The sequence below is a fragment of the Paenibacillus sp. FSL K6-1558 genome, assembly GCF_038002565.1.
GTDB classification, from domain to species: domain Bacteria; phylum Bacillota; class Bacilli; order Paenibacillales; family Paenibacillaceae; genus Paenibacillus; species Paenibacillus polysaccharolyticus.
Window position 1 is genome coordinate 4,535,329 of the sequence record NZ_JBBOCV010000001.1, and the last position, 23,234, is coordinate 4,558,562.

The following is a 23,234-nucleotide window of genomic DNA, read 5'->3' on the forward strand; positions in this document are numbered from 1 at the left end:
AAAGTGATAAGGTGAACTCGTAAGGAGTGACCTTTATTCCAAAGATATCATTAGTGGCGAGGAGGGACTTGTTCCTGACTCGTCATTTTTTTGTTTTTGTGCTATACCTAACATTGCTCTCCTGAGTAACGCAACTCTCCTGGCATTATAATTCACTCACACGCTAACCAACGTTGCCACGCAGATAAACAAGTTCCACTAAAAAGTGTTATAGTCAGCTACCTTGATGATTGTATACCTTCTCAGATGACCCAAAATGTTGTATAAATATGACTTGTCATCCGACCATGGATGTGTAAATATGAAAATAACTTACAAGTAAACTGGCATATGCAACCCAATTCAGACCCTTATCAGCTTCATCGTAGACCGGTATCCCTCTAATCCAGCAACCCTTCGCCAAGCAAAGGAGCGCTCCCGAGTGAGTAAATTTAAAAACGCTTTCACCACACTACCCATTCACCACAAAACGATGTTGCTGATTGGATTTTTAATGCTGATCAGCTTTGCTTTCTACGTATCTGTCATGCAGTACGTGTTGAATATTTATGACCGCCAGATCTACGAGAAGTCATCACAAGTACTGAATATGTCGTCCGTCGGCATCGAGAACAAGCTACGCGAGTTATCCAATCTGTCCTTCAAGGTAATGTCGGATGAGCCGCTGCAACAGTATCTATTGCAACTGGAGAAGGCGGAGACCGGATATGAGCGGAATAGTCTTCGTAAAAAGATTACAAACCGACTCGTTGCTTACGCTGGTTCCGAGAAATATGTGTACTCCATGATCTTTATCGACAACGATGAAAATGTCATGGCGGCAGGTAATCGCGAAGGCATCTCAGAGACGAAGCAACAGGAGCTGATTTCGCTCGGTGAGCAGTATGCCGGTTCCAACGTATGGCTGGCAAGTGGAGATCAACAGGCGAGGTTGCTGTCGGTCAGACAGGTGAAGTCCTTTACGGGCGGATCATTTACGCTGGAAAAGCTGGGGACCCTGATTATCCGTGTACGGCTGGATCGTATCGTACAGGATCAGATGCAGGAACCGGCAGAGGACTCACAGTTGCTGATCGTTGATGGGACGGAAGTCATCTACCCAACCGAATCGACCGTAAGCAAATCCGAAATTGCGGAAGAAATGAAGCGGACTCAACCTTACGGAATTGCCACGTTGGAGCAGGGCAAATATTTTGTTGCAAGAGCACATTCATCCTATACCAGCTGGAATTATTTATATACCACGCCATTTGATCAGATGTTCAAACAGATTCAATTTGTCAAACAGTTAGTCATGGTCATTTTTATTATGATCTTCCTGGTGGCCCTTGTGATTGGAGCTAAATTCTCTCGCAGCATCACCCATCCGATTGCTCAATTAATCAAGAAAATGCGTAATATTGAAAAAGGGGATCTGGATAAACTTGAGGAAGCAGCCCTTGGCAACATTCCCGTATCTCCGCAAAATGAAGTCGGACTGTTACATCGAACGTTCAAGATGATGTTACAGCGGATTCGAGAGCTGATTGATGAGAATTATGCGAAGCAACTCGTCATTCGTGAAACAGAGTTGAAAGCGCTTCAAGCACAGATCAATCCACACTTTTTATATAACACGCTTGAATCCATTAACTGGCTTGCCAAAGTGCAGAAACAGCATCAAATCTCCGAGATGGTCGAAGCGCTTGGCTTCCTGCTACGTAGCTCGGTCAATATGTCCGAGAAGTGGATTACGCTAGAACGGGAGCTGGACATCGTGCGTAGCTACGTTACTATTCAGCGTACCCGGTTCGAGGAAAGACTTGATTTTGACATGCATATTGCGCCTGAGGTCGGAACAGCTCGAATTCCCAAGTTAACATTACAGCCGCTTGTAGAGAATGCCATTCACTATGCACTTGAACCAAGTATCGAACCTTGTCAGATTCGAATCCGTGCCAGAGCAGAAGGGGAGTATATTCGGATCGAGGTGGAGGATAACGGGCCGGGCATGACCTCCGAATTTATGGAACGTTTACAGGAAGGTCAGATTCAGACCAGAGGACAGGGCATAGGGCTTACGAATATTCAGGAACGTCTAAGGTTGACCTTTGGCGATGAAGGCACCATGAGCATAAATAGCAAGCCTGGATCAGGAACTGTAGTATCGATCAGCATACCTTGGATCAGAGAGGACGATGACGATGTACAAAGTGATGCTCGTAGATGATGAACGTGTCATACTGGAGGGGATTTCCCAGGTGGTTGACTGGGCGGCTGCAGGGACAGAGCTTGTAGATACGGCCAGAAATGGAGTGGAAGCACTGGGCAAAATCGAAAGTGCCAAACCCGATATCGTCATTACTGACATTTCCATGCCGGGTCTGGATGGGCTGGGGCTGATCGAGAAGGCGTCCGAGGCTTATCCCGCGGTACGATTTATTATGTTGTCCGGCTACAAGGAGTTTGAGTATGCTCGCAAGGCGATGCAATATGGGGTTAAGCACTATCTGCTCAAACCCTGTAACGAGAATCAGATTCATGATGCCCTGGTTGAGCTGTTGCAGGAGCGTCAGGATGCGCAGGTGAAAGAACATGTTGCAGGAGAGATCAAGCAGCGTCTGCAGCGAGTACTTCCCCATGTGAAGGAACAGTTTCTGCTGGAGTTCATGACCAATCGCACGTATGGACCTGTGGATTTGGCGTATTATCAGGATCTGTTCAATATGGAGCTTCAACAGAATAGCGTCCGTTTACTGTTGCTTCGGATTGTGGATGAGCATGATTACAGCCATTTATTTGCGATTAAAAATATAGCTGCTGACCTGCTTCCGGGTGTACTGTTAAGCACAACGATTGAAGGCAAGCTCTTGATTGTACTAGCAGAACCAGCGGATGTGCATATGTTGCAGGAGCGAATCGAAGCGGTTTGCCAGACGTTTACCCGTCTGTACAGATTAGAGCTGACAGCTGCGCTCAGCGAAGCGGATCATATGACCCAGTCCCGGCGGTTGTTCCGCGAGGTGATGCAGTACTTGAATCATCGCTTTTTCATTGGAGAGGGCAAACTTATAACCAAGAATGATGTGGTGCTGGCAGGGGAGTGTGACGGTGTGAATGTGGAGCAGGATGCCGAGCAACTGTGCCAGTTAATTAAATCGGGGAATACGGAGGAGGCTGCAGCCGAGGTACATCGTCTGTTCGAGCAACTGGCAGACCAGAAGCTGGATATTGAGGTGACACGTGCTTATGTGGTGCAGTTATACTCTGCCATGATTCAAGTCTGCCCGCCAGAGGAGGCAACCGATTTCACGCAGCGGATGGCGGAACTGACGCATATGGATACGCTAGCTGATTTAAATACATTTGTAGCAGACAGTGCTACCCGTTTAACTGCTGGTTATTATAAAAATTACATCAGTCGTCAATCATCGGCAGTGGAGAAAATGATGGACATCGTGGACCGTCACTATGGTGAGGCTGACCTTTCCCTGAGTGGAGTAGCACATCAAATGTTATATATGAATCCAGACTATCTCGGCAAAATTTTCAAAAAAGTCACCGGCGAAAATTTCTCCAATTACGTTAATCGTCTTCGCATCGAACGGGCGTGTGAACATATCCGCAGAGGCGGGGATGTGAAGGTGTTTGAGCTGGCCGAATTGTTCGGTTTTGGAGGTAACTCGCAATATTTCAGTCAGGTATTCAAAAAATGGACCGGCATGACGCCTACGGAATACCGCAGATTCGGCATCTAACAGGGGATTAGAAATGGCAAAGCTATGATAATACGAGGTCATACCATATCTCAAGAGGAGGATAACCGGCGCTTGGAGCGTCAGGGATGTCCTCCTCTGTTTTTTGAACCAACAAGACGGTTTTGTGTATTCAACTTGGATCGTACTTTTGCGAAAATGACAATATCAAGTTTGTGAAAGCGTTATCAGTATATCGTTAACAAGATGGAGATAACCCGTTCACAATACCATATCAGCATAAAAAGGGGAGATTGGCATGGTGAAAAAGGCAATATTCCTGATGATGGCTGCGTTACTTGTGTTTACAGCAGCGTGTAGCTCAGGTGGAGGCAGCGAACAGGGATCCGGGAGCAAGGGTGATTCGGTAAATCTGCGTATCGCATGGTGGGGCTCGGATACACGGCATGAATATACACAGAAGGTCATCGACCTGTATAAAACGAAAAATCCAAACGTCAAAATTGATGTGGAATACGCTTCTTTTGACGACTACTGGAAAAAGCTAGCCCCGCAAGCCGCAGCCAACCAGCTGCCTGACATTATTCAGATGGATATTTCCTACATCAGCCAATATGCACAGAACGGTCAGCTTGAAGATCTCGCACCGTATCTGGGCAATCAGATCAAAGTGGATGATGTGGCCGAGAATGTCATCAGCACAGGTGTAATTAACGGCAAACAGTATGGTGTACCTGCCGGGGTTAACGTACTTGGTTTCCAATATGATCCTGCGTTGCTCAAGAAAGCTGGCGTAGATGCCATGCCGGAAAATCTGACATGGGAATCCTACGAAGCGCTTGGTAAACAAGCAGCAGAGAAGGGACTGTATCTGGATGGCGGCGTAGCGCCGGATATCTTCTTCCACTACTTCCTGCGTACCAAAGGCAAATCGCTCTATAACCCGGAAGGAACAGGGCTTGGTTATGATGACGACGCTCTGTTCGTAGAGTTCTTCGGATTAATGCAACGCATGATCGAGCAGAAGGCGGCGCCTTCACCGGATGTGGCTAACCAAACCAAAGGCATCATTGAAGAGTCCGATCTGGTCAAAGAAAAAGGCATCGGGGTATGGCAATGGTCGAACCAGTTCGTTGCTTTGCAACAGGTAGCTAACCGTCCGCTTGCGATTGCGCCAATGCCGGGACCGGATATGGAAAAAGGACTTTATATGCAACCAAGTATGTACTGGGGTGTAACGTCCAACTCCAAGGTGAAGGAAGAAGCAGCGAAGTTCATTGACTTCTGGGTGAATGACGAAGAAGCCAACAAACTGATCAAAGGGGAGCGCGGTGTTCCGATCTCCGGAAAAATCAAAGAGGCTATTGCTCCTGAACTGAGTGACGCAACGAAACAGGTATTTGAATTCGTGGCATCGATGGAGCCGAAAGCTTCGCCAATGAGCCCACCACCACCGGTTGGATCACCTGAGGTAATCTCCTCCTTGGCGGATGTAGTGGAAGAGCTGAACTTTGGTAAAATTACAGCCGAACAGGCAGCACAGACCTTCCGCAAAAATGCAGAATCCGTGCTTGCCAACAATAAATAACAATTGAATGATGGCTTGCTCGTCCCGTTTGCAGGGATGGACGGGAACCGGGCTGCTCGCTGACGGCGAGGGCCTTTCCCCGTCCTGTCTGCAACATGAAGACGGCAGCAAGCTGATCCATGAAGGAGGTACGTTCCACTTGAGGCAGTATTCTTCATTGCGCAGAAACTTGACGGGATATGCTTTTATCAGCCCATTTATTATTGGTTTTCTTGGATTTACGCTCATCCCGATGTTCGTTTCTCTCTACATGTCGTTTACGAGTTATAACTTGTTCACCTCTCCCAAATGGATCGGGATGGACAACTATACCAAGATGTTTTTTGATGATCCGAAATACTGGAATTCGGTTAAGGTTACGTTTTTATATGTATTCATCGGGGTGCCGTTAAGGCTGATCTTTGCCCTCTTTGTCGCAATGATTCTGAACACGGGCTCTCGTATGGTGGGAACGTATCGTACATTGTACTATCTGCCTTCCATCATCGGCGGTAGCGTGGCCGTATCCATTATGTGGCGTAACCTGTTCAGTAACGAAGGTGTCATTAACAGTGCGATGACCGCCATCGGCATTGGGCCGATCAGTTGGTTCGGTGACCCGGATGCGGCCCTTGTGATGCTGATCTCCCTGTCCGTATGGCAGTTCGGTTCATCGATGCTGATCTTCCTGGCAGGACTCAAAAACATCTCTCCCGAGATGTATGAGGCCGCAGGGGTAGATGGCGCGAATCCTGTTCGGAAGTTTTTCAGCATTACGTTGCCATTGCTCAGTCCAATCGTGCTGTTCAATCTGATCATGCAGACGATCGGTGCATTTATGACCTTCGTGCCTGCGTACATCATCTCCAAAGGGGAAGGTGGCCCGATGGACGGAACGATGCTCTATTCGTTATATCTGTTCCGCCAGGCATTTATGTTTAACAACATGGGTTATGCTTCTGCGATGGCGTGGGTCATGTTGATCATGATTGGTGTGCTTACAGCGGCTGTGTTCCTGACATCCAAGTTCTGGGTATTTTATGAATCTGAAGGAGGGAAGTAATCATGGTGTGGAGAAATGTAAAATGGCCAATCTATCACCTATTCGTTGCCGCACTTGCCCTCCTGATGCTCTACCCGGTGCTGTGGATGTTATTCAGTTCTTTCAAGGAGAGTCGCACGATTTTTGTAACGGCAGAAAGCCTGTTTCCGACCGAATGGATTTGGTCCAACTATGTGGATGGCTGGAAAGGAACAGCTGGACGGCCGTTTATGGATTACATCACCAATTCATTGATCATAGTGGTCATCTCTACGATTGGGGCAGTGCTTTCCTCGTCACTGATCGCGTTTGGTTTTGCCAGACTGAATTTCAAAGGACGTACCTTCTGGTTCTCTCTGATGATGCTTACGCTGATGTTGCCGCACGACGTCGTACTGGTTCCGCAGTATATCATTTTTACCAAGCTGGGCTGGCTGAACACGATTCTGCCGATTGTTGTACCTACATTCTTCGGAATGCCGTTTTTTATCTTCCTGATGGTTCAGTTTATTCGCACGATTCCGAAAGAGCTGGATGAGGCCGCAACGATTGACGGCTGTAACAAATTCAGGCTGTATATTCAGATCATCATGCCTTTGATCAAATCTTCGCTGGCGACAGCGGCAATCTTCTCCTTTTACTGGAGATGGGAAGACTTGCTCGGGCCGGTGTTGTATCTGAATTCGCCTGACAAGTACACCGTATCCATGGCGCTCAAAATGTTCCTCGATAGTGAATCTGCCTCCAACTGGGGGGCGATGTTCGCGATGTCGATTGTCAGTCTGGTGCCGGTTGTGGCTGTATTCTTCATCTTCCAGAAGCAGATTGTGCAAGGCATGAGCACGAGTGGTTTGAAGGGGTAACGAGGCGAGCGCATCAAACCAATAATACATGGAGGAGAAAAATTAGTGGATGCAGCAGACTTGGAAAACGCAGAACATGCAGAAAAAGTAGAACAAGTAGAACAAAAGAGTTCCTCGTGGAAGTTTAGTTTTGGCCCGATCACAGTTCAATCTGATCATAGATCAGAAATCATATCGCAATCCACTTTAAGCATGAGGAAGTCCGATAAGGAAGCTTGCAGAGAAGGCATCCATACGAATGTAAGAAAAGCAGATGGCTATGTGGCTGTTTCGTCTACAACGATATATGATGTGAGCCAAGGATTCGGATTTGAACCCGGTTCGCTGGTATATGAAAAGCAACGGATTGAAGAGCAGGAAGATGGGTCGCCTTCTTCAAAAGGGGGTTATCCATCGCAGGGGCAGGCAACAATGTCTGCCCGCTTGCGTTCCAGCTTTTGCATCCCGCTTAAGGCATCGTTTGTCGTCGATGTGCCCGACGGGACGTATCAGGTGTTACTGATTGCCGGAGATCCGCTTGCGGATACAATCACGCGTGTCAAAGCAGGAGAAGGCCGGCTGATGTTACCCACGATTCGCACGGTGGCTGGGCAATGCGCAGAAATGCGGTTTGCCGTTGTTGTTCGCGGAGGAAAGCTTCGCCTGACCTTCTCGGGACCTGCACCTCGGATCAATGTACTGGAGATTACGCTGGCAAATCAAACGATGACTGTTTTTCTCGCTGGGGATTCAACGGTAACAGATCAGCCAGAGAGCGGATATCCGTATTGTGGATGGGGACAACTGCTGCCTGCACAGTTCAAACATGACGTGGCGGTGGATAACCATGCGCAGTCGGGCCGCAGCTCCCGTAGTTTTATTCATGAAGGCCGCTTGGATGCGATCATGAAGCGAATAAAACCGGATGACTTTTTGTTCATTCAATTTGGACATAACGACGAGAAGCCTGACCCGGAACGGGGGACAGATCCTTTTACCACTTATAAGCAGTATTTGAAAAAATATATTGATGCCGCACGCGAGGCTGAGGCGCGTCCGGTGCTGATCACACCAGTGCATCGCCGATACTTTGCGAAAGACGGCACATTGACCGATACACACGGCGATTATATTACCGCCGTACGTGAACTTGCGGCAGATGAAGAAGTGCCGCTAATCGATCTGGCCGAACGCAGCCGCCTGATGTTTGAGCAGGCGGGTGAAGAAGGAACCAAAGATGATTTTATGTGGGTGTTGCCCGGCGAATATATCAACTTCCCAACCGGGATGGAAGATAACACACATTTTCAGGAGCGAGGCGCACGCCGCTTGGCAGAGCAGGTGGCTGAAGCTATCCGCGAGATGCATTTGCAACCATTGCAGATGTATTTGCGTTGAAACGCGAACTATACAATTGCTTATAAATTATAAGCGAGTCGAGCGAAGCAACGAGCGCAAAAAATGGCCCAACGAAGCGAAGGCCATGCCTTTTAAAAGCAGTGGAGGGTGAGCGAGGCAGAGAGGAGGGCGGAATCGGGAAAAGGGAGCAAAGCGCCCGCGTTTGGCACGGGATTTCCCCCTTGGAGGGGAATAGAAGAAATCCCGGACCAACAGCGGCCCAAAGCCCAATCCGCCCACCGAGCGCCCGCCCGCGAGCCACCGAGGGGTTTAAATGAAATGCGAGTTCAGCGAAGCAACGAGCACAAAAAAATGGCCCAACGAAGCGAAGGCCATGCCTTTTAAAAGCAGTGGAGGGTGAGCGAGGCAGAGAGGAGGGCGGAATCGGGAAAAGGGAGCAAAGCGCCCGCGTTTGGCACGGGATTTCTCCCTTGGAGGGGAATAGAAGAAATCCCGGACCAACAGCGGCCCAAAGCCCGATCCGCCCACCGAGCGCCCGCCCGCGAGCCACCGAAGGTTTTAATTTTCAGGGCGTATCGCAAAAAGGAGGAGAATCATGCCAGATCAATCAAGCCTTCCGAAATCCTCATCCCACGGTCATACGTACTGGGTTATCCCGGATGGGTACATCCCGCCGGATAGCTCAGGTGCACTGGAGAGTCATGAGAGCATCTGTGTGTTAAACACGGGGGGTGAGGATGCAACGCTGGACATCACGATTTATTTTGAAGACCGCGATCCGCTGGAACATATGCAAGCGGAAGTCCCGGCTAGAAGAACAAAACATATCCGTACCGCATCGCTACGTGCCGGAGAAGAAAGCATCCCTTCCGGTGTACCATATGCCATCACGGTTTCAAGTAATGTACCCGTCATCATTCAGTACAGCCGCCTGGATACAACCCAGCCGGAACTGGCCTTAATGAGTGTCATGGCGTACCCTTTGGCATAAACGAAGTAAGCCAACAAAAAATAATGAATATTGTACGGTGCCTTAATCATCTTGCCAAGCTAACAAGCACTGACCAAGCACAGAAAGACCTGTAATCTGCACCTGGTTTGATGCCGGATTACAGGTCTTTACTCTTCGGTTTACTCCCCATATTTATACGTACTGGCATTCAGAATCTTCACGTCGACCTCAACTTTGCCGAGGCGAATACGAGCAAGGGGTTCTGCCCGCTGGGCAACCTCAGCTCTCCACCAATCGGGATGATGCCGGTAGAGATGCTCTACAAGACCGAATGAATCTACATTCCGCGCTTTGGTTGTGGCAAATGAGCTTCGTATTTGAGCTTCCATCTGCTTGCTTGCCTCTTGCTCCATTACACGGGGAGAACGAAAAGAGCCATGATCCTCAGCAATCGAACCTTTCACTGAAGTGAACAGATCAAAGGTGATACCGCTAGCACTTTTTTTCGCCTTTATACGCGTTTTGGGTTTGTGAAGAGTCAATGTAAGGTCAGGAGTATTGCCATGCTTCCCATAAACATACAGCGGATATTGGTACACATGGTCATAATTCACGTAACGGGCGCCGTCTGCTTCGGCACCAGAGACTTTCCCCTGACTTTTTCCATTGCTCACGACGTAAAATCCATCCATTCGAATCAGCGGCGGGGTCTCTTCGCCGTTATGCCACGTCTGATTTTTAGTGGAAACGGAAGGCAGCAACACCACAGATGCAGGTTCTCTCAGACTATCAAGTAACTGATGCAGGCGAATGGGCTCATACCCGGAATGCTGCCTGTACAGTCTCATCGGTTCGAACAACTCAATCGTTTGAGCCGACTGGTTCAGGATCGCGGAGGGAGAGAGCAAAGTGGACAGATCTTGTTCTGTCGCATAGATCCATGGTGTATATCGCAGTTGCCCGGAATGAAGTAACGTGTTAAAAACATCCTCCAGTCGCCCTTCCAACGCATTTTTGGATAGCACAATTGCTTTCACATGAGTCCACAACGTTTGCTGCTGCGATGTCTCATACAGATTGTTGATTGCCATACTTAACGTTGTACCGGTACCTTTTCCGATCCATATTTGACTACCTTCTCTTGGTGTCGGCCCTTCCTGCTTTGCAATGCTGGAAAAATCGATTAACTGGGCGTATGTCGTATATTGATTATCCGCATAATCGATGCCAATGGCTGTAATAAAGTTAATGCTTTGCACTTCCTTGGAATCCCAGCATCCTGTCAGCAGCATGACACAAACCGCAACGATGCTACTTACGCAAGTCCATCTCATCAAGGTTTGTCCTTATGGCGGGTAGAATCCTGTGTGCGTAACACAGCTGGGCGTTTGGTGCGTGTCATGGAAGGTGGCATGGATACGGCCTGTGTGAAATCTCCCGGAATGTAAGGTGATACAGGGGAGAGGTAGGATACGCCGTAACACTCCAGAGATACGAGATGAACTAACAAGGCAAACAGAGCAACCATAAATCCGAATAACCCCAAGATCGAAGAAGCAATTAACATTCCGATGCGAACCTGGGATGTGGCTCCCCCCAGAACCGTATTCACCAGAATGTAGCTGGAGATGACGGAGATCGCTACCGTGACAATTATAGTGGGAGATGTAATCCCGGCACGAATGGCCGCATCCCCGATAATTAAGCCGCCGACTACGCTGACGGTCTGTCCCAACGCACGCGGTAGCCTTCTTCCAGCCTCATTGAACAGTTCAAACATAAAGATCATTAGGAAAGCTTCAAGCGTAACCGGCATGGGCAATCCCATCCGTGTTCCTGCGATCGTTGCGAGCAGGGGCAGTGGAATCTGCTCCAGATTAAAGCTGGTCAGACCGATGTAGAAGGCCGGAAAAAAACAGGCAATGAGCAGCCCGGCAATTCGTAATATCCGTTCAAAGGTCACGATGAAAAAGGGAGTGCTCTCGTCTTCAGGTGATTTTAACTGATTGAACAGTGTTGTCGGTGCGATGACGGCTACAGGTGACCCATCCGTGAGCACAGCAAAGCGTCCGTTAATTAAAGAGTCTGCGACATAGTCCGGACGTTCAGAATTATCTGTAAGCGGAAAGATGCTTCTCACGCCCCCCATGACCGCGCGTTCCATGATGGACGTGCCCATGATTCCGTCGACGTTAATCTGATTCAGATTGCTACGAGCAGTCTCTAGAATTTCGGGGTTAATAATATCTCTAACGTATAAGAGACCGATCGTTGTCTGTGTGCGATCTCCTTTTATGATTTTCTCATAACACATGGATGACGTTTTTAACCGTTTGCGAACCAGGGCGATGTTGGTGGATAGTTCTTCGGTGAAACCATCGCGCGGTCCTTTTACGGACGTCTCGATGGCAGACTCTTCTGGTGTGCGTCCCGGAATATTGGCAATATCCAGACTGCAAGCCTGTACACCATTTTCAAAAATAAGTAGAAGCTGCCCGCTAAACAGGAGCATGCTTATGTTTTGGAGATCGGAAATGTCATCTATGGGTTTCAGGGTTAGCCCAAGCTCCTTGGGTACAGCCTCTTCCATAATCAATGTATGTTTTTCTAACCGTGGAATGATGAACTGATTGATTTGTTTACTGTCCACCAGCCCGTCGCAATAGAGCAGAATGACAGAACGAACGGTCTCATCTTGGGCAGAAAACGTCTGGATAACCACATCCGCACAGGATTCAAAGTTTTTTCTCAGGGAGGCAAGCAGGTTCTCGTAGGATGTTGTGTCAATCGGGTGTTTCTCCTTCTCCATGGCGTTGTTTCCTCCTATGCTGGCGTGAATGGATGAAGGCAACGATTGTTGCCAGAACCGCAAATCCGCTCAGATACACGAGATTATATGGAAAGATGTAATCAACCAGAATCTTCGTGAAAGTAATATCGTCCAGAGGGTACAGCATGGATAGAATAAAAAATGTAGCCAAAGACGCACAAGTAACCATCCTTCTGGAAGTGGTCTTAATATTCCATATTTCTATCACAATATACATGGCCAGACTAATCCGGGTGAATGAACCTGCGAGCCACTGATAGATGGAAAAGAAATCGGTCTGCGCAATATATTTGCCCAGGGAGGCAATGCGCCATTCTTCAAAAGCAGGGTATCTCATTTTGGCTGCTTCATAAGGGTCAAATTCTACGATCGCTCCAATGAGCGGACCTGTCGTTAAACCAACCATGATCAATGCAAGCATTAGATACTGCCATAGCTTGATACGTTTGGAGAGATGAGGCTGAATGTACCAGAGGAAAAGCAGTTCAAACATGCCTGCGAGACTGTAAATCATGCCCTGAAATACAGGTGACCATCCATGCTCCAGCACAGGCAGAAGACGGTTGTAATCTTTATACTGGGAATTGACAATGGCGACGTAGAAGCCGAGCAACACAACTAATGGCAGAATCAGTCCTGCTGTGAAGGCGAGCGAACGCATACCCTTATAGGCAGCATATCCGCACAAAGCCATAAGTGCGATTGTTGTTGCGATCACAGGTGTTTCGGTCAGATAGTTCGTTTTGGCCCAAGTCGTGGTATCACGTAACGTAAAGTAGATGACGCATAGAAAAAAGAGACTGTTTCCCACCCGCAACAGAAAACCTACGGGTTTACCAAGATGGGAAGACAGCCAATCATGTAGAGTCTGATGTTGTAGAAAGCGTGACACGTAGGCCAGCATCAGTACAAAGATCACGAGTGGGCCGGTAGATAGCAAAACTGAGATCCATGAGTCCCTTTTGGCCGCACTCAGAAGGGCGGGTATAATTAATACATGGCTGATGAGGCCTACAGATAACATGATTAACATCATGGCTTGCAAGAACGAAGGTTGTGTACGCTTCATGCGGAGGAACTCCTTTTCAGAGTAGAGTATCCTCAGCAGTGTTAACGTGTTTGGGAAGCTTCATACAGGATCATCGCCTCAGGTACGTTAATCATCGTACCTTTTGCGGTATTTCTGGCTTGACGGATATCATGCTTTAGCATGACTGACCAACGTACGTTTGCGACCACTCATGTTGGTGCCAAGTACACCGATAATGATCAGGATTGCACCTACATAGTGATAACTCCGGACAGGTTCATGTAGAATCAGAGCACCCCCAGCGATGGAGATGAGTGTAGACAGATTACTGAACACACTGACACGTGAAGCCTCCAGATGAGTCAGGGCGTAGCTGGACAGCAGGGTGGATACCATGGTAGATAAGATAGCCAGATAAGCGAGTGCGCCCAAGTAGGATAGATCTCCAAGCGGCTGAACATAATCAGCCATTGAGCCTGTGAATGCATGACGTATTAATGCAATCGCATTAAACACAATACACCCTACCATTAAGGTCACCCAGGTCAGTTCCAGCGGTTTATATTGCCGAGTAAGTGGTCTGGCCAGTACCCCGTATCCTGCAAAACTGATGGCTGATAGAACCAGTAGCACAATGCCTTGCATATTACTCATCGACATGCCGCTACCTTTCATGGCAAAGATAAAGATGACGCCAGCGACAGAAAGGAGCAGAGACATTTTTTGCACAATAGATGTACGTTCCTTCAGAAAGACCGAGGCCAGAACAAGGGTGAACACAGGCACCATCGCCTGAATAATTCCCGCTTCCGAAGAATTGGAGGTTACCAGTCCGAAGGCTTGAAAGGCAAAGAAGAGTACGGGCGAGAGCAGTCCAAGCGGAATGATTCGCCACAGGTCAGCCCAATGGAGATTGATTTTAATCCAGCCGAATAGCACAGGAATGCTGACCACAATGAGTGACAGAGCGAAACGATGTGCAAGCACATCTAAGGGATGAGCAATGGTGACGGTCATTTTCACAAATAAAAAAGATAGTCCGATAATGGCAGCATATACAACAGATGCAATATAAGCATAGGTTCGGTTATGTGTAGTATTCATTCCTTTTACCTCCAGTAATGCGATATGAACTAGATTTACTGTTACCTATCAAGCGATGGAATATATTAGCCTTATTTAATATACTTCTACATCCGCTGTGCTACAATACGGAAAACAAGCGATTGTACCGGTACAGTTTTGTAGATAAGGGGTGGAAAGGTGAAAAAATATGAGGTAATCGCTCATGCATTGCAACAGTGGATACAGGAGCAAATGGTTCAGCAGGGAAGCCGCCAGTGGGATGACAAAGGAATAAGGTTGCCAGCGGTTCGCCGTGTTGCGAAGCAATATCAATGCAGTGTAAGCACAGCGATTCGTGCGTATGAATGGTTGGAACAGCGACATTTGGTGTATGCCGTACCCCAATCCGGTTATTATGCCGTTCAAAATGGTCTAGGTGTACAGGATATGGATTGGCAGGAGCCGCTGGATTTTGCGTCCGCGGCTCCTGATCCAAGGGTATTTCCTTATGCGGATTTTCGGCATTGCGTGGAAGTGGCGATGAAACAGAAGCAAGATGAGCTTTTTTTATATGGCACGCAGCAAGGATTGCCCTCGCTGATTGAGCTATTACAGAAACAGTTTGCCGATTATCAGGTATTTGCGCGAGCGGAACAGTTTTTCATCACATCGGGTGTGCAGCAGGCGCTTGCGGCGCTGGCCTTGATGCCCTTTCCCGGTGGAAGAACCAAAGTCATGGTGGAACTGCCTACATATCACAACATGCCTACCTTGTTGAAGAGCTTGAACGTGCCGATTGCTGGTGTACGAAGAACGTTTGACGAAGGACTGGACTGGGATTCGCTCGAACGCCAGTTTGCGGAGGGGGATATCAAGTTTTTCTATGTGATCCCACGGTTCCACAATCCGATCGGGACTTCCATGAAGGCGGCGGAAAAGAAGAGACTTCTTCGGTTAGCACAGCGATATGATGTTTATCTGGTCGAAGACGACTATCTGGCCGATTTGGAGGACAACGCGAGACAAGATCCTTTATGGGCTTATGATACACATGACCGCGTTATTTATCTGAAAAGTTATTCCAAGATTCTGTTCCCTGGACTTCGTATGGGTGTAGCCGTAACGCCTGTGGCCTTGATCGCCTCTTTCGGTTCAATGAAAAGAATGCTGGATATCGACACCTCACTGTTATCTCAAGCTGCGCTTGAGGTGTACATTCATAGCGGAATGTTTGCCCACCATCGCAAAATCATTCGTAGCCGCTATGCCGCGCGGATGGAAGTTGTGCAAGAACAGCTGGAGGCTTATTCCGATTTCGAACCATTTCGTATTGCGCCACGAACTGGCGGAGAACATACCGCCCTCCCTTTGCCAGGGAATATACCTGTCCGTACCTTGCTGTCCCGTTTACAGAACCGCGGAATTATTGCTGATACAACAGAGCGATATTATCCCGAAGGGACGTACCGCGCATTTACAGATCAGATGTTGCGACTGAACATCTCTAATGTTCCGAAACAGCGTATTGCAGAGGGGATGCAGATCATCCGGGAGGAGATATTGAAGCTGCAGATCAGATCGACAACGTGAAGATAGACCAGTCTTTAATAGGCTGGTCTATCTTGAATTTAAAATTATGTTGCCGCCGGCTCCAACTCTTACTCCTGTGCCATTGCTTTAAAAGAAGCTTCAGCCGCTTCGAGCGTGACAGCAATGTCTTCGTCCGTATGAGCGGTGGTCAGGAACCAAGCTTCATACTTCGAAGGAGCCAGATTGATGCCACGGTTTAACATGTGGCGGAAGAAGGACGCGAAGCGTTCGCCGTCCGTGTCTTGTGCTTGATCATAATTCGTCACCGGATGATTGCAGAAATGCGTGGAGAACGCGCCACGAATGCGGTTGATCGTCAGATCAATGCCATGACGGTCCGCGGAAGCTTGCAAGCCAGTGGTCAGATCGAAGGCGAGACGTTCCATTTCTTCATATACGCCAGCACCTTGCAGTACTTCAAGACAAGCGATACCCGCCGAGATTGATGCCGGATTGCCAGCCATCGTTCCGGCCTGATACGCCGGGCCGAGTGGAGCAACCTGCTCCATGACATGTTTACGTCCGCCGTAGGCACCGATCGGCAAGCCGCCGCCAATGATTTTTCCAAGTGCAGTAAGGTCAGGTTCAATCTCCGCATGATTGTCCAATCCGGCATACGTCTGAGTGGAACCGTAGTGGAAACGGAAAGCGGTAATAACCTCGTCATAAATAACAAGTGAACCGTTCGCGCGTGTCATTGCACAGAGACCTTCCAGGAAACCTGGCTCTGGCATAACCATACCGAAGTTACCAACGATCGGCTCTACCATAACCGCGGCTACATCGTCACCCCAACGTTCGAGCGCTTCCTTCAGACCATCCAGGTCGTTGTATGGAACGGTAATGACTTCATGAGCAATACTGGTCGGAATACCTGCACTGTCGGGAATGCCAAGCGTAGACGGGCCTGAGCCTGCAGCGACCAGTACGAGATCGGAGTGACCATGATAACATCCGGCAAATTTTACGATTTTATTCCGTTTCGTATATGCCCGAGCTACGCGAATCGTCGTCATCACGGCCTCTGTACCGGAGTTCACAAAGCGTACCTTGTCCATGGACGGGATCGCTTCTTTCAGCATTTTGGCAAGCTTGATCTCAAGCTCCGTTGGTGTACCGTACAGGACACCATTTGCAGCCGCTTCCGTTATGGCTTTGGTAATATGAGGGTGGGCATGTCCAGTCACAATCGGTCCGTATGCCGCGAGATAGTCGATGTACTTGTTGTCGTCGACATCCCAGAAGTGAGCGCCTTGCGCTTTTTTCATAAAAACGGGTGCCCCGCCGCCCACCGCTTTGAATGAGCGTGAAGGGCTGTTTACCCCGCCTACAATATGTTCCAACGCTTCTGTATATAACAACTCCGAGTTCGTACGTGTATTCATGAGATAACTTCCTTTCGTAATTCCATTAGTTTAAACCAGCAAAACAATAGCATGATATGATTATTTTCGCATACTTTGGCGAACAGGCATAGCGAAAGGGCAGCATATAGGCTGCCCTTCTGAGAATGAATGAGATCATCGTTATAGTATATACCAAGTTAGCTCAGAGCTGTATTATTGGCTCATTTACTCTGCCGGTTGCTGTGTGTTCTTTTCATTACCGCTGGCGGTCTTGTCTTCTTTGGCTTTTTCGTCTTCCGTCTTGACTGGTGGGTGAATGATGTCTTGAACATGCTGTTTTAATTTTTCTTCACTGGTTACCGACAAGACTTGTGCTCCCCCAGGAGTGCGTTCTTCTTTCAACAGGTTCATTGGTGGAACCTGCTCACTGCCATTCATACTGCTCTGGTAACCAAGCCCGCCCAGCTTCCACATGTCGGAAAGCGTCAGGTTGGTATCTACATACGGGCTAACTTGTTCCAGAATGGAAGGTAGTTTGGCAATCGTTGTTGTGGACTGCATTTTGGCCGTCACGGCTTTGAGCAGCTCCCGCTGACGTTCCGAACGTGCGAAGTCGGACATCGCATCATGACGGAAACGAACATACATCAAGGCTGTTTTACCGTCGAGATGCTGGTAGCCTTTTTTCAGATCAATATCGTACTCATTGTTGTCGGCTTTACTCACATAATGCATGTCCTTCTCGACATCAAAGTCTACACCGCCAACCGCATCGACAAGTTTGATGAATCCCTGGAAATCGGTATACACATAATATTGAACAGGGATACCGAGCAAGTCACTTGCGGCTTCCATGGCTACGTTCGGACCGTGGGTAATCGCTGTGTTAATGCGATCTTTACCATATCCGTCGATATTGATGTAAGTGTCCCGCAGAATGGAGAAGAGATTGATTTTTTTGGTCAGCGGGTCAAGTGATACCACCATCATGCTGTCGGAACGTGGCACTTCACCCTTTTTCAGACCGCGGGCATCAACACCCATAACCAATATGTTCACGGTCTCGGTACCTTCCCATTTCGGAGGGTCGGGTGTCTTCACTTTCTCTACATTTTCAATATTGGCAAATGGCGAATCCTCGCCTTTCTTCTGCAATCCATCCAACTGATTAAGAATAGAACCGAAATAGTAGGCCACTGCCCCTCCAACAATTAACACGAAGGCGGCAAGAGAGATCCATAGGGTTCTCTTCGTCTTTCTGGTCATGCTAGCGCTCCTTTGTATTTGAGATAAAAAATAAACGATTTCAGTACATGTAAAGTTGCGTTGAGTTAGCGTATAAGTCGAAGCTTTCCGTTCGCTTCCCCTCCGAAGCTCAAGGCAGAGGAGGCCACTTCGAACTATTTTTTAAAGCTTGCTGAATTTTGACTGTTACTATTATAATTTCTTTTTGGGCTACAAGCAATTTCAACAAAATCCAAGTGAGGTATAAACATGCTGGCGATTGATGTAAAAGATTTGCGAAAGTCGTTTAATGTCCAGAAAAGCCGCGGTGGGCTGAAGGGCGCGTTTCAGGATCTGTTCAAACGTCAATACCAGGAAGTATTGGCTGTGAATGATATTTCATTTCAGATACCGCAAGGTGAAATCTGCGGATATATTGGAGAGAACGGTGCCGGCAAATCAACAACGATCAAGATGTTGACCGGCATTTTGGTGCCTACATCCGGGCATTTATCGGTAGGTGGGTATGTTCCGTATCAGGAACGGGAGAAGTTTGTCAAAAATATTGGTGTAGTGTTTGGACAACGTAGCCAGTTATGGTGGGATATCGGTGTCATTGAATCTTTTCATCTCCTACGCAAAGTATATCGTGTTGGGGAGCAGGACTTCCGTAAACGGCTGGACGAGCTCGTTGAGCGTTTGCAATTACAGGAGTTGCTGAGTCGCCCGGTGCGCAAACTTAGTCTCGGTCAGCGGATGCGCTGTGAACTGGTGGCGGCCTTACTGCACAATCCAGGCATTGTGTTCCTGGATGAGCCGACCATAGGTCTGGATATCGTGGTGAAGTCAGAAATCCGCGAGTTCCTGAAAGACATGAATGAGCAACATGGTACAACCATCCTGCTTACGACACATGACTTGCAGGATATCGAAGCCTTATGTTCGCGAGTCATCATGTTGGATGCGGGAAGTATCATCTATGATGGAGGTCTGGATCATCTCAAGTCCCAGTGGGGCACAGAGCGTGAGGTTCGGTTCAAATTCGGTACAGGTCACACGATGACTCAGATGCAGGAATGGACAGCGGCGATGCCTGTGCGGTGGACCGTGGAGAACGAATTGTCGGCCTCCGTCTGGATTCCGCTGGAACTGAACGTTTCGGATGTACTGGCACGTGTGGTAGGTCAGGCAGATATTACGGATATTCAGATCATTGAGACCAACACGGATGAGATTGTGCGTAGTATCTACCAGTCCGGTTCGGCTGAGCGCCCGGAGATTGTGTCGGCAGATAAAGAAGCGGTAGGTGCTACCTAAGATGAACAGTGCATTTATCGATTTCATGCGTATTCGTTTTCTGACGATGCTCGCGTATCGAGTGAATTATTATTCCGGCATTTTGATATATACGCTGAATATTGGCGTGTATTACTTTACGTGGCAAGCTATTTATGGAAGCAGCGGAGAGATTGGCGGTTTTACGGCAGCACAGATGACAACGTATGTTGCTGTCTCTTGGATGGCGCGTGCGTTTTACTTTAACAATCTGGACCGGGAGATTGCCGCCGACATTCGGGATGGCTCCATTGCGATTCAGTTTATAAGGCCGATTAACTATGTGATGGTCAAAATGATGCAGGGGCTTGGCGAAGGTATTTTTCGCTTCTTGTTGCTCATGATTCCGGGCATGATTATTGCCATCCTGCTGTTCCCGGTGGAGCTTCCGACAGCGCCTTCGGCATGGATCGGTTTTCTCGTTATGCTGTTCTTCAGTTTCATCATTAATTCCCAGATTAATGTCATTACGGGACTGGCGGCGTTTTTTGTGGAAAATAACGAAGGCATGATGCGTATGAAACGTGTCGTAGTCGATCTTTTTTCGGGTCTGATCATTCCGATCAGTTTGTATCCGGACTGGTTGTCCACAATCATGAAAGTATTGCCATTTCAGGCGATCACGTATCTGCCCGGCTCGGTTTTCACTGGCAGGGTGGAAGGTACAGGCATCTGGAATGTGCTCGGGATTCAGGTGCTCTGGTTTGTCCTGCTTCTCATACCCATGGTGCTGATCTGGCGGCAGGCTCGCAAGCGTCTGTTCGTGCAAGGGGGATAAGCGAATGTACTATATGGGTTTAATCTGGGAATATCTGAAAAATTATATGAAGACACGTCTGACGTACCGCGCCGACTTCTGGGTTGAAATTATCTCGGATCTGCTGTTTCAGGCGACCAATCTGATCTTTATCTTTGTCGTTTTCCGGCATACCGATAACCTCGGCGGCTGGAGTGAGGCGGAAGTATTGTTTGTTTACGGGTACTTTATGGTGCCATACGGCATCTTTAGCTGTTTTATCAACCTGTGGGGGTTCAGCGAGCGTTACATTGTCAAAGGTGAGATGGATCGCATTCTGACAAGACCGGCACACAACCTGTTTCAGATTCTGCTGGAAAATGTAGACCCGCCCTCTCTCGTAGGTTCGTTCATCGGGTTAATCATTATGATCTTCAGTGGTGCAGAGATGGGGCTCGTGCTGGAATGGTGGCACATCCCTGCATTGATTATATTGGCACTAAGTTCAGTGCTAATCTACGCGGGTATCTATACTACATTGACGTCACTATCCTTTTACTCGGATGCGCCGACAGGTATTTTGCCGCTGATGTACAATATTCAAGGATATGGACGTTATCCGGTAACAATCTATAACAGAGCCATTCAAGTACTGCTCACCTGGATTATCCCGTTTGCCTTTGTTGGCATCTATCCGGCAGCGCTGTTCCTAGAGCGAGCAGAGATGCATCGGATGGCTTTGCTCACTCCGGTCATGGGGCTGGTCTTTGCAACGCTTGGCCTTACCCTGTGGAACTTCGGTGTGAAGCGGTATCGGGGAGCGGGGTCTTGACCCCTGCTTACAGGATTACTTCACGCAAATCTGAAGGATCATATAACTTGAATTCCAAGGAGGACATGAAAATGACTTTAGCAGAAGGTGTACAAGTTCCGGATTTTGAACTGCCATCAAGCACGGGTGAGTCTGTGAAGCTGTCTGATTTTCGCGGCAAGCGAGTTCTGATTTACTTTTATCCGAAAGATATGACCTCGTCTTGTACGCAACAAGCCTGTGACTTTCGGGATCGACATGAGGATTTTCAAGGGCTGAATACAGTCATCCTGGGGATCAGCACTGATCCGATGAAGCAACATGACAAGTTTATTGCCAAATACGGACTGCCTTTTATCCTGTTATCGGATGAGGAGCACACGGTTGCAGAGCAGTTCGGCGTATGGCAACTGAAGAAGATGTACGGCAAGGAGTACATGGGCATTGTGCGTTCCACCTTCCTGCTGGATGAAGAGGGCAAGCTGATTAAACAATGGACAAAGGTGCGCGTGAAGGGACATATCGAAGAGGCATTGGAGACGGTAAAAGGGCTGTAATCCATCGGTTCCGATCTTGTGAAAATAAAACGAGCCATGCACGAAGCGGGCATGGTCAAAAATAATAAACAGGCTACATCTATGGACACGACTCCCATTGAGATGTAGCCTGTTTATTTCTGCGAAAGAGTACTTGCATTATTACGTTGTTTAAATCGATTTTTCATAAGGTGAATCAGTAGTAGGAAAGCTGGAATGACAATACTGACCGTAAAATCCCAATCGAACCAGGCGTACATGATGCCGAGGGTGTAGAAGAGGACATCCGGCGAAATCACAATAGCCATACCGAATAATAAGAGCATCGTTGGCAGAATTAACGGCTGGTAAGATTTGAGACGACACAGTTGTGCAAGTCCAAGAATGAATCCAAACGTGTATAGCGAAGTTTTAAAGTAAGTAGACACGAGCCAAGCTGTCGAAGAGATGGCTTCGATTCGTTGAACGAAGCCGCCAATGTTAATCTTTTGTGCAAGAATATACGATACATAAATATTATGCTCTGTCAGTTCAACCCCAAGTACAAGTAGCGAGGTAAGGAGAATGAGGGTTAGCATGATTCCTGCAAGTAATGCGGCTAATAACAGGTCTCGCCGCTTATGCACGCCGTGAGTAATATAGGGGTAAATCATGGTGATGATAATGAGTTCTCCATATGAAGCTGTAGCCCCTCGAACGCTCCCGCTTATAAATGAAAACAGGGGAGTATCAAAGAAAGGCTGGATGTTCGAAACTTCCATTTTGGGAAGCAAACAAAGCATTAGGATAATCAAGCTGATCATAACAAAGGGGGCCAGAATCTCTGCCATTTTACCGAACGTGCCCAATCCTTTCAGTGCGGACCAACCTAGGGTTATAACAAAAAGAAGAATGATAGCCCGAATGGGGGTATGGAGATAAACCTGAGTTGTCATAAAATCTCCGACTTCACGGATACATATAGCTGAACCCATCAGAAAATAAAACAGATATGCGGCAGCCAAAATTGCACCTATCCATTTACCAAGTGCTTTGGAACAGATCTCGATGAGTGTAAGTCCGGGGTAAGCTTCATGCAGCTTATAGGAAAGCCATAAGATCAACATGCCGATACCTTGGGAGACGATCGAGCAGATCCAAGCATTCTGTCTTCCAGAGTAAGTAAGTAATGTTGGGTAGATTAGCATCATATCTCCAATCATGCCCATAAAGGCAAGGACTGCAAATTGCCGCACGGTAAGTCTCTCTTTGATGAGCATGATCTGTACCCTCCT

The 23,234-nt window shown here is 47.9% G+C and carries 19 protein-coding genes; 12 read left to right on the forward strand and 7 right to left on the reverse strand.

The features are described from left to right. Window positions 1-472 precede the first annotated feature (472 nt). The 7 genes from MHI38_RS19790 to MHI38_RS19820 all read left to right on the forward strand — a co-directional run bounded on the left by MHI38_RS19790 (window position 473) and on the right by MHI38_RS19820 (window position 9,496). Window positions 473-2,209 carry a sensor histidine kinase gene (locus MHI38_RS19790; RefSeq protein ID WP_186809857.1) on the forward strand — a complete coding sequence of 579 codons (1,737 nt, stop codon included), beginning with the start codon at window positions 473-475 and terminating at the stop codon, window positions 2,207-2,209. Beyond that, window positions 2,184-3,737, forward strand: coding sequence for a response regulator (locus MHI38_RS19795; protein ID WP_154891924.1), 1,554 nt, complete (start codon window positions 2,184-2,186; stop codon window positions 3,735-3,737). The genes MHI38_RS19790 and MHI38_RS19795 overlap by 26 nt, the downstream gene beginning before the upstream one ends. A gap of 256 nt (window positions 3,738-3,993) precedes the next feature. Beyond that, a complete protein-coding gene (locus MHI38_RS19800) occupies window positions 3,994-5,283 on the forward strand; it encodes an ABC transporter substrate-binding protein (protein ID WP_145336179.1) in 1,290 nt (429 codons plus the stop codon). A gap of 139 nt (window positions 5,284-5,422) precedes the next feature. After that, on the forward strand, window positions 5,423-6,325 hold the full coding sequence (locus MHI38_RS19805) for a carbohydrate ABC transporter permease (RefSeq protein WP_090924548.1): 903 nt from the start codon (window positions 5,423-5,425) through the stop codon (window positions 6,323-6,325). 2 nt (window positions 6,326-6,327) lie between these two features. After that, the gene (locus tag MHI38_RS19810; RefSeq protein WP_090924547.1) at window positions 6,328-7,167 is read left to right on the forward strand and encodes a carbohydrate ABC transporter permease; all 840 of its coding nucleotides are present in this window, start codon (window positions 6,328-6,330) and stop codon (window positions 7,165-7,167) included. A 192-nt stretch (window positions 7,168-7,359) separates the two neighbouring features. Next, window positions 7,360-8,544, forward strand: a complete 1,185-nt coding sequence (locus tag MHI38_RS19815) for a rhamnogalacturonan acetylesterase (protein WP_341181936.1) — start codon at window positions 7,360-7,362, stop codon at window positions 8,542-8,544. Window positions 8,545-9,100: 556 nt separating this feature from the next. Then, window positions 9,101-9,496: a sensory rhodopsin transducer gene (locus tag MHI38_RS19820; RefSeq protein WP_341181560.1), complete on the forward strand. Its 396-nt coding sequence runs from the start codon at window positions 9,101-9,103 to the stop codon at window positions 9,494-9,496. Window positions 9,497-9,636: 140 nt separating this feature from the next. Here the strand turns inward: MHI38_RS19820 and MHI38_RS19825 are convergent, their stop codons facing one another. The 4 genes from MHI38_RS19825 to MHI38_RS19840 form a co-directional block, all read right to left on the reverse strand. Further along, window positions 9,637-10,791, reverse strand: a complete 1,155-nt coding sequence (locus MHI38_RS19825) for a Ger(x)C family spore germination protein (protein WP_260511172.1) — start codon at window positions 10,789-10,791, stop codon at window positions 9,637-9,639. Further along, the gene (locus MHI38_RS19830; protein ID WP_253497579.1) at window positions 10,791-12,266 is read right to left on the reverse strand and encodes a spore germination protein; all 1,476 of its coding nucleotides are present in this window, start codon (window positions 12,264-12,266) and stop codon (window positions 10,791-10,793) included. Before MHI38_RS19830 ends, MHI38_RS19825 begins: the two co-directional genes overlap by 1 nt. Beyond that, the gene (locus MHI38_RS19835) at window positions 12,241-13,356 is read right to left on the reverse strand and encodes a GerAB/ArcD/ProY family transporter (protein ID WP_341181561.1); all 1,116 of its coding nucleotides are present in this window, start codon (window positions 13,354-13,356) and stop codon (window positions 12,241-12,243) included. Before MHI38_RS19835 ends, MHI38_RS19830 begins: the two co-directional genes overlap by 26 nt. A 129-nt stretch (window positions 13,357-13,485) precedes the next feature. After that, the gene (locus MHI38_RS19840) at window positions 13,486-14,421 is read right to left on the reverse strand and encodes a DMT family transporter (RefSeq protein ID WP_221791410.1); all 936 of its coding nucleotides are present in this window, start codon (window positions 14,419-14,421) and stop codon (window positions 13,486-13,488) included. A 159-nt stretch (window positions 14,422-14,580) separates the two neighbouring features. Between MHI38_RS19840 and MHI38_RS19845 the strand changes: the two genes are divergently transcribed. Further along, the gene (locus MHI38_RS19845) at window positions 14,581-15,972 is read left to right on the forward strand and encodes an aminotransferase-like domain-containing protein (protein ID WP_341181562.1); all 1,392 of its coding nucleotides are present in this window, start codon (window positions 14,581-14,583) and stop codon (window positions 15,970-15,972) included. Between the two features lie 68 nt (window positions 15,973-16,040). Here MHI38_RS19845 and MHI38_RS19850 read toward each other — a convergent pair whose 3' ends face one another. After that, window positions 16,041-17,357 (reverse strand): glutamate-1-semialdehyde 2,1-aminomutase, encoded by a 1,317-nt coding sequence (locus tag MHI38_RS19850; RefSeq protein WP_341181563.1) that lies wholly within the window; start codon window positions 17,355-17,357, stop codon window positions 16,041-16,043. Window positions 17,358-17,543: 186 nt separating this feature from the next. After that, window positions 17,544-18,584 (reverse strand): LCP family protein, encoded by a 1,041-nt coding sequence (locus MHI38_RS19855; protein ID WP_341181564.1) that lies wholly within the window; start codon window positions 18,582-18,584, stop codon window positions 17,544-17,546. Between the two features lie 228 nt (window positions 18,585-18,812). On the opposite strand from MHI38_RS19855, the gene MHI38_RS19860 reads away from it, so the two are divergent. The 4 genes from MHI38_RS19860 (at window position 18,813) to bcp (ending at window position 21,981) form a co-directional block, all read left to right on the forward strand. Next, window positions 18,813-19,859 (forward strand): ABC transporter ATP-binding protein, encoded by a 1,047-nt coding sequence (locus MHI38_RS19860; RefSeq protein WP_090924538.1) that lies wholly within the window; start codon window positions 18,813-18,815, stop codon window positions 19,857-19,859. 1 nt (window position 19,860) lies between these two features. Next, window positions 19,861-20,655, forward strand: a complete 795-nt coding sequence (locus tag MHI38_RS19865; RefSeq protein ID WP_090924537.1) for an ABC transporter permease — start codon at window positions 19,861-19,863, stop codon at window positions 20,653-20,655. A gap of 4 nt (window positions 20,656-20,659) precedes the next feature. Then, complete coding sequence (locus MHI38_RS19870; RefSeq protein WP_336121188.1) at window positions 20,660-21,445, forward strand: ABC transporter permease; 786 nt, start codon at window positions 20,660-20,662, stop codon at window positions 21,443-21,445. Between the two features lie 71 nt (window positions 21,446-21,516). Further along, window positions 21,517-21,981: a thioredoxin-dependent thiol peroxidase gene (bcp, locus tag MHI38_RS19875; RefSeq protein WP_154891945.1), complete on the forward strand. Its 465-nt coding sequence runs from the start codon at window positions 21,517-21,519 to the stop codon at window positions 21,979-21,981. Window positions 21,982-22,094: 113 nt separating this feature from the next. Here the strand turns inward: bcp and MHI38_RS19880 are convergent, their stop codons facing one another. Next, window positions 22,095-23,219: a GerAB/ArcD/ProY family transporter gene (locus tag MHI38_RS19880; protein WP_341181565.1), complete on the reverse strand. Its 1,125-nt coding sequence runs from the start codon at window positions 23,217-23,219 to the stop codon at window positions 22,095-22,097. Between the last annotated feature and the right edge of the window lie 15 nt (window positions 23,220-23,234).

Bases quoted from the DNA above. Each gene is read 5' to 3' on its own strand.
- MHI38_RS19840 (WP_221791410.1), bottom strand. From the start codon at position 14,421: ATGAATACTACACATAACCGAACCTATGCTTATATTGCATCTGTTGTA.
- MHI38_RS19855 (WP_341181564.1), bottom strand. From the start codon at position 18,584: ATGACCAGAAAGACGAAGAGAACCCTATGGATCTCTCTTGCCGCCTTC.
- MHI38_RS19815 (WP_341181936.1), top strand. From the start codon at position 7,360: ATGAGGAAGTCCGATAAGGAAGCTTGCAGAGAAGGCATCCATACGAAT.
- MHI38_RS19820 (WP_341181560.1), top strand. From the start codon at position 9,101: ATGCCAGATCAATCAAGCCTTCCGAAATCCTCATCCCACGGTCATACG.
- MHI38_RS19800 (WP_145336179.1), top strand. From the start codon at position 3,994: ATGGTGAAAAAGGCAATATTCCTGATGATGGCTGCGTTACTTGTGTTT.
- bcp (WP_154891945.1), top strand. From the start codon at position 21,517: ATGACTTTAGCAGAAGGTGTACAAGTTCCGGATTTTGAACTGCCATCA.
- MHI38_RS19865 (WP_090924537.1), top strand. From the start codon at position 19,861: ATGAACAGTGCATTTATCGATTTCATGCGTATTCGTTTTCTGACGATG.
- MHI38_RS19825 (WP_260511172.1), bottom strand. From the start codon at position 10,791: ATGAGATGGACTTGCGTAAGTAGCATCGTTGCGGTTTGTGTCATGCTG.
- MHI38_RS19860 (WP_090924538.1), top strand. From the start codon at position 18,813: ATGCTGGCGATTGATGTAAAAGATTTGCGAAAGTCGTTTAATGTCCAG.
- MHI38_RS19870 (WP_336121188.1), top strand. From the start codon at position 20,660: ATGTACTATATGGGTTTAATCTGGGAATATCTGAAAAATTATATGAAG.
- MHI38_RS19830 (WP_253497579.1), bottom strand. From the start codon at position 12,266: ATGGAGAAGGAGAAACACCCGATTGACACAACATCCTACGAGAACCTG.
- MHI38_RS19810 (WP_090924547.1), top strand. From the start codon at position 6,328: ATGGTGTGGAGAAATGTAAAATGGCCAATCTATCACCTATTCGTTGCC.
- MHI38_RS19850 (WP_341181563.1), bottom strand. From the start codon at position 17,357: ATGAATACACGTACGAACTCGGAGTTGTTATATACAGAAGCGTTGGAA.
- MHI38_RS19795 (WP_154891924.1), top strand. From the start codon at position 2,184: ATGTACAAAGTGATGCTCGTAGATGATGAACGTGTCATACTGGAGGGG.
- MHI38_RS19790 (WP_186809857.1), top strand. From the start codon at position 473: ATGTTGCTGATTGGATTTTTAATGCTGATCAGCTTTGCTTTCTACGTA.
- MHI38_RS19835 (WP_341181561.1), bottom strand. From the start codon at position 13,356: ATGAAGCGTACACAACCTTCGTTCTTGCAAGCCATGATGTTAATCATG.
- MHI38_RS19880 (WP_341181565.1), bottom strand. From the start codon at position 23,219: ATGCTCATCAAAGAGAGACTTACCGTGCGGCAATTTGCAGTCCTTGCC.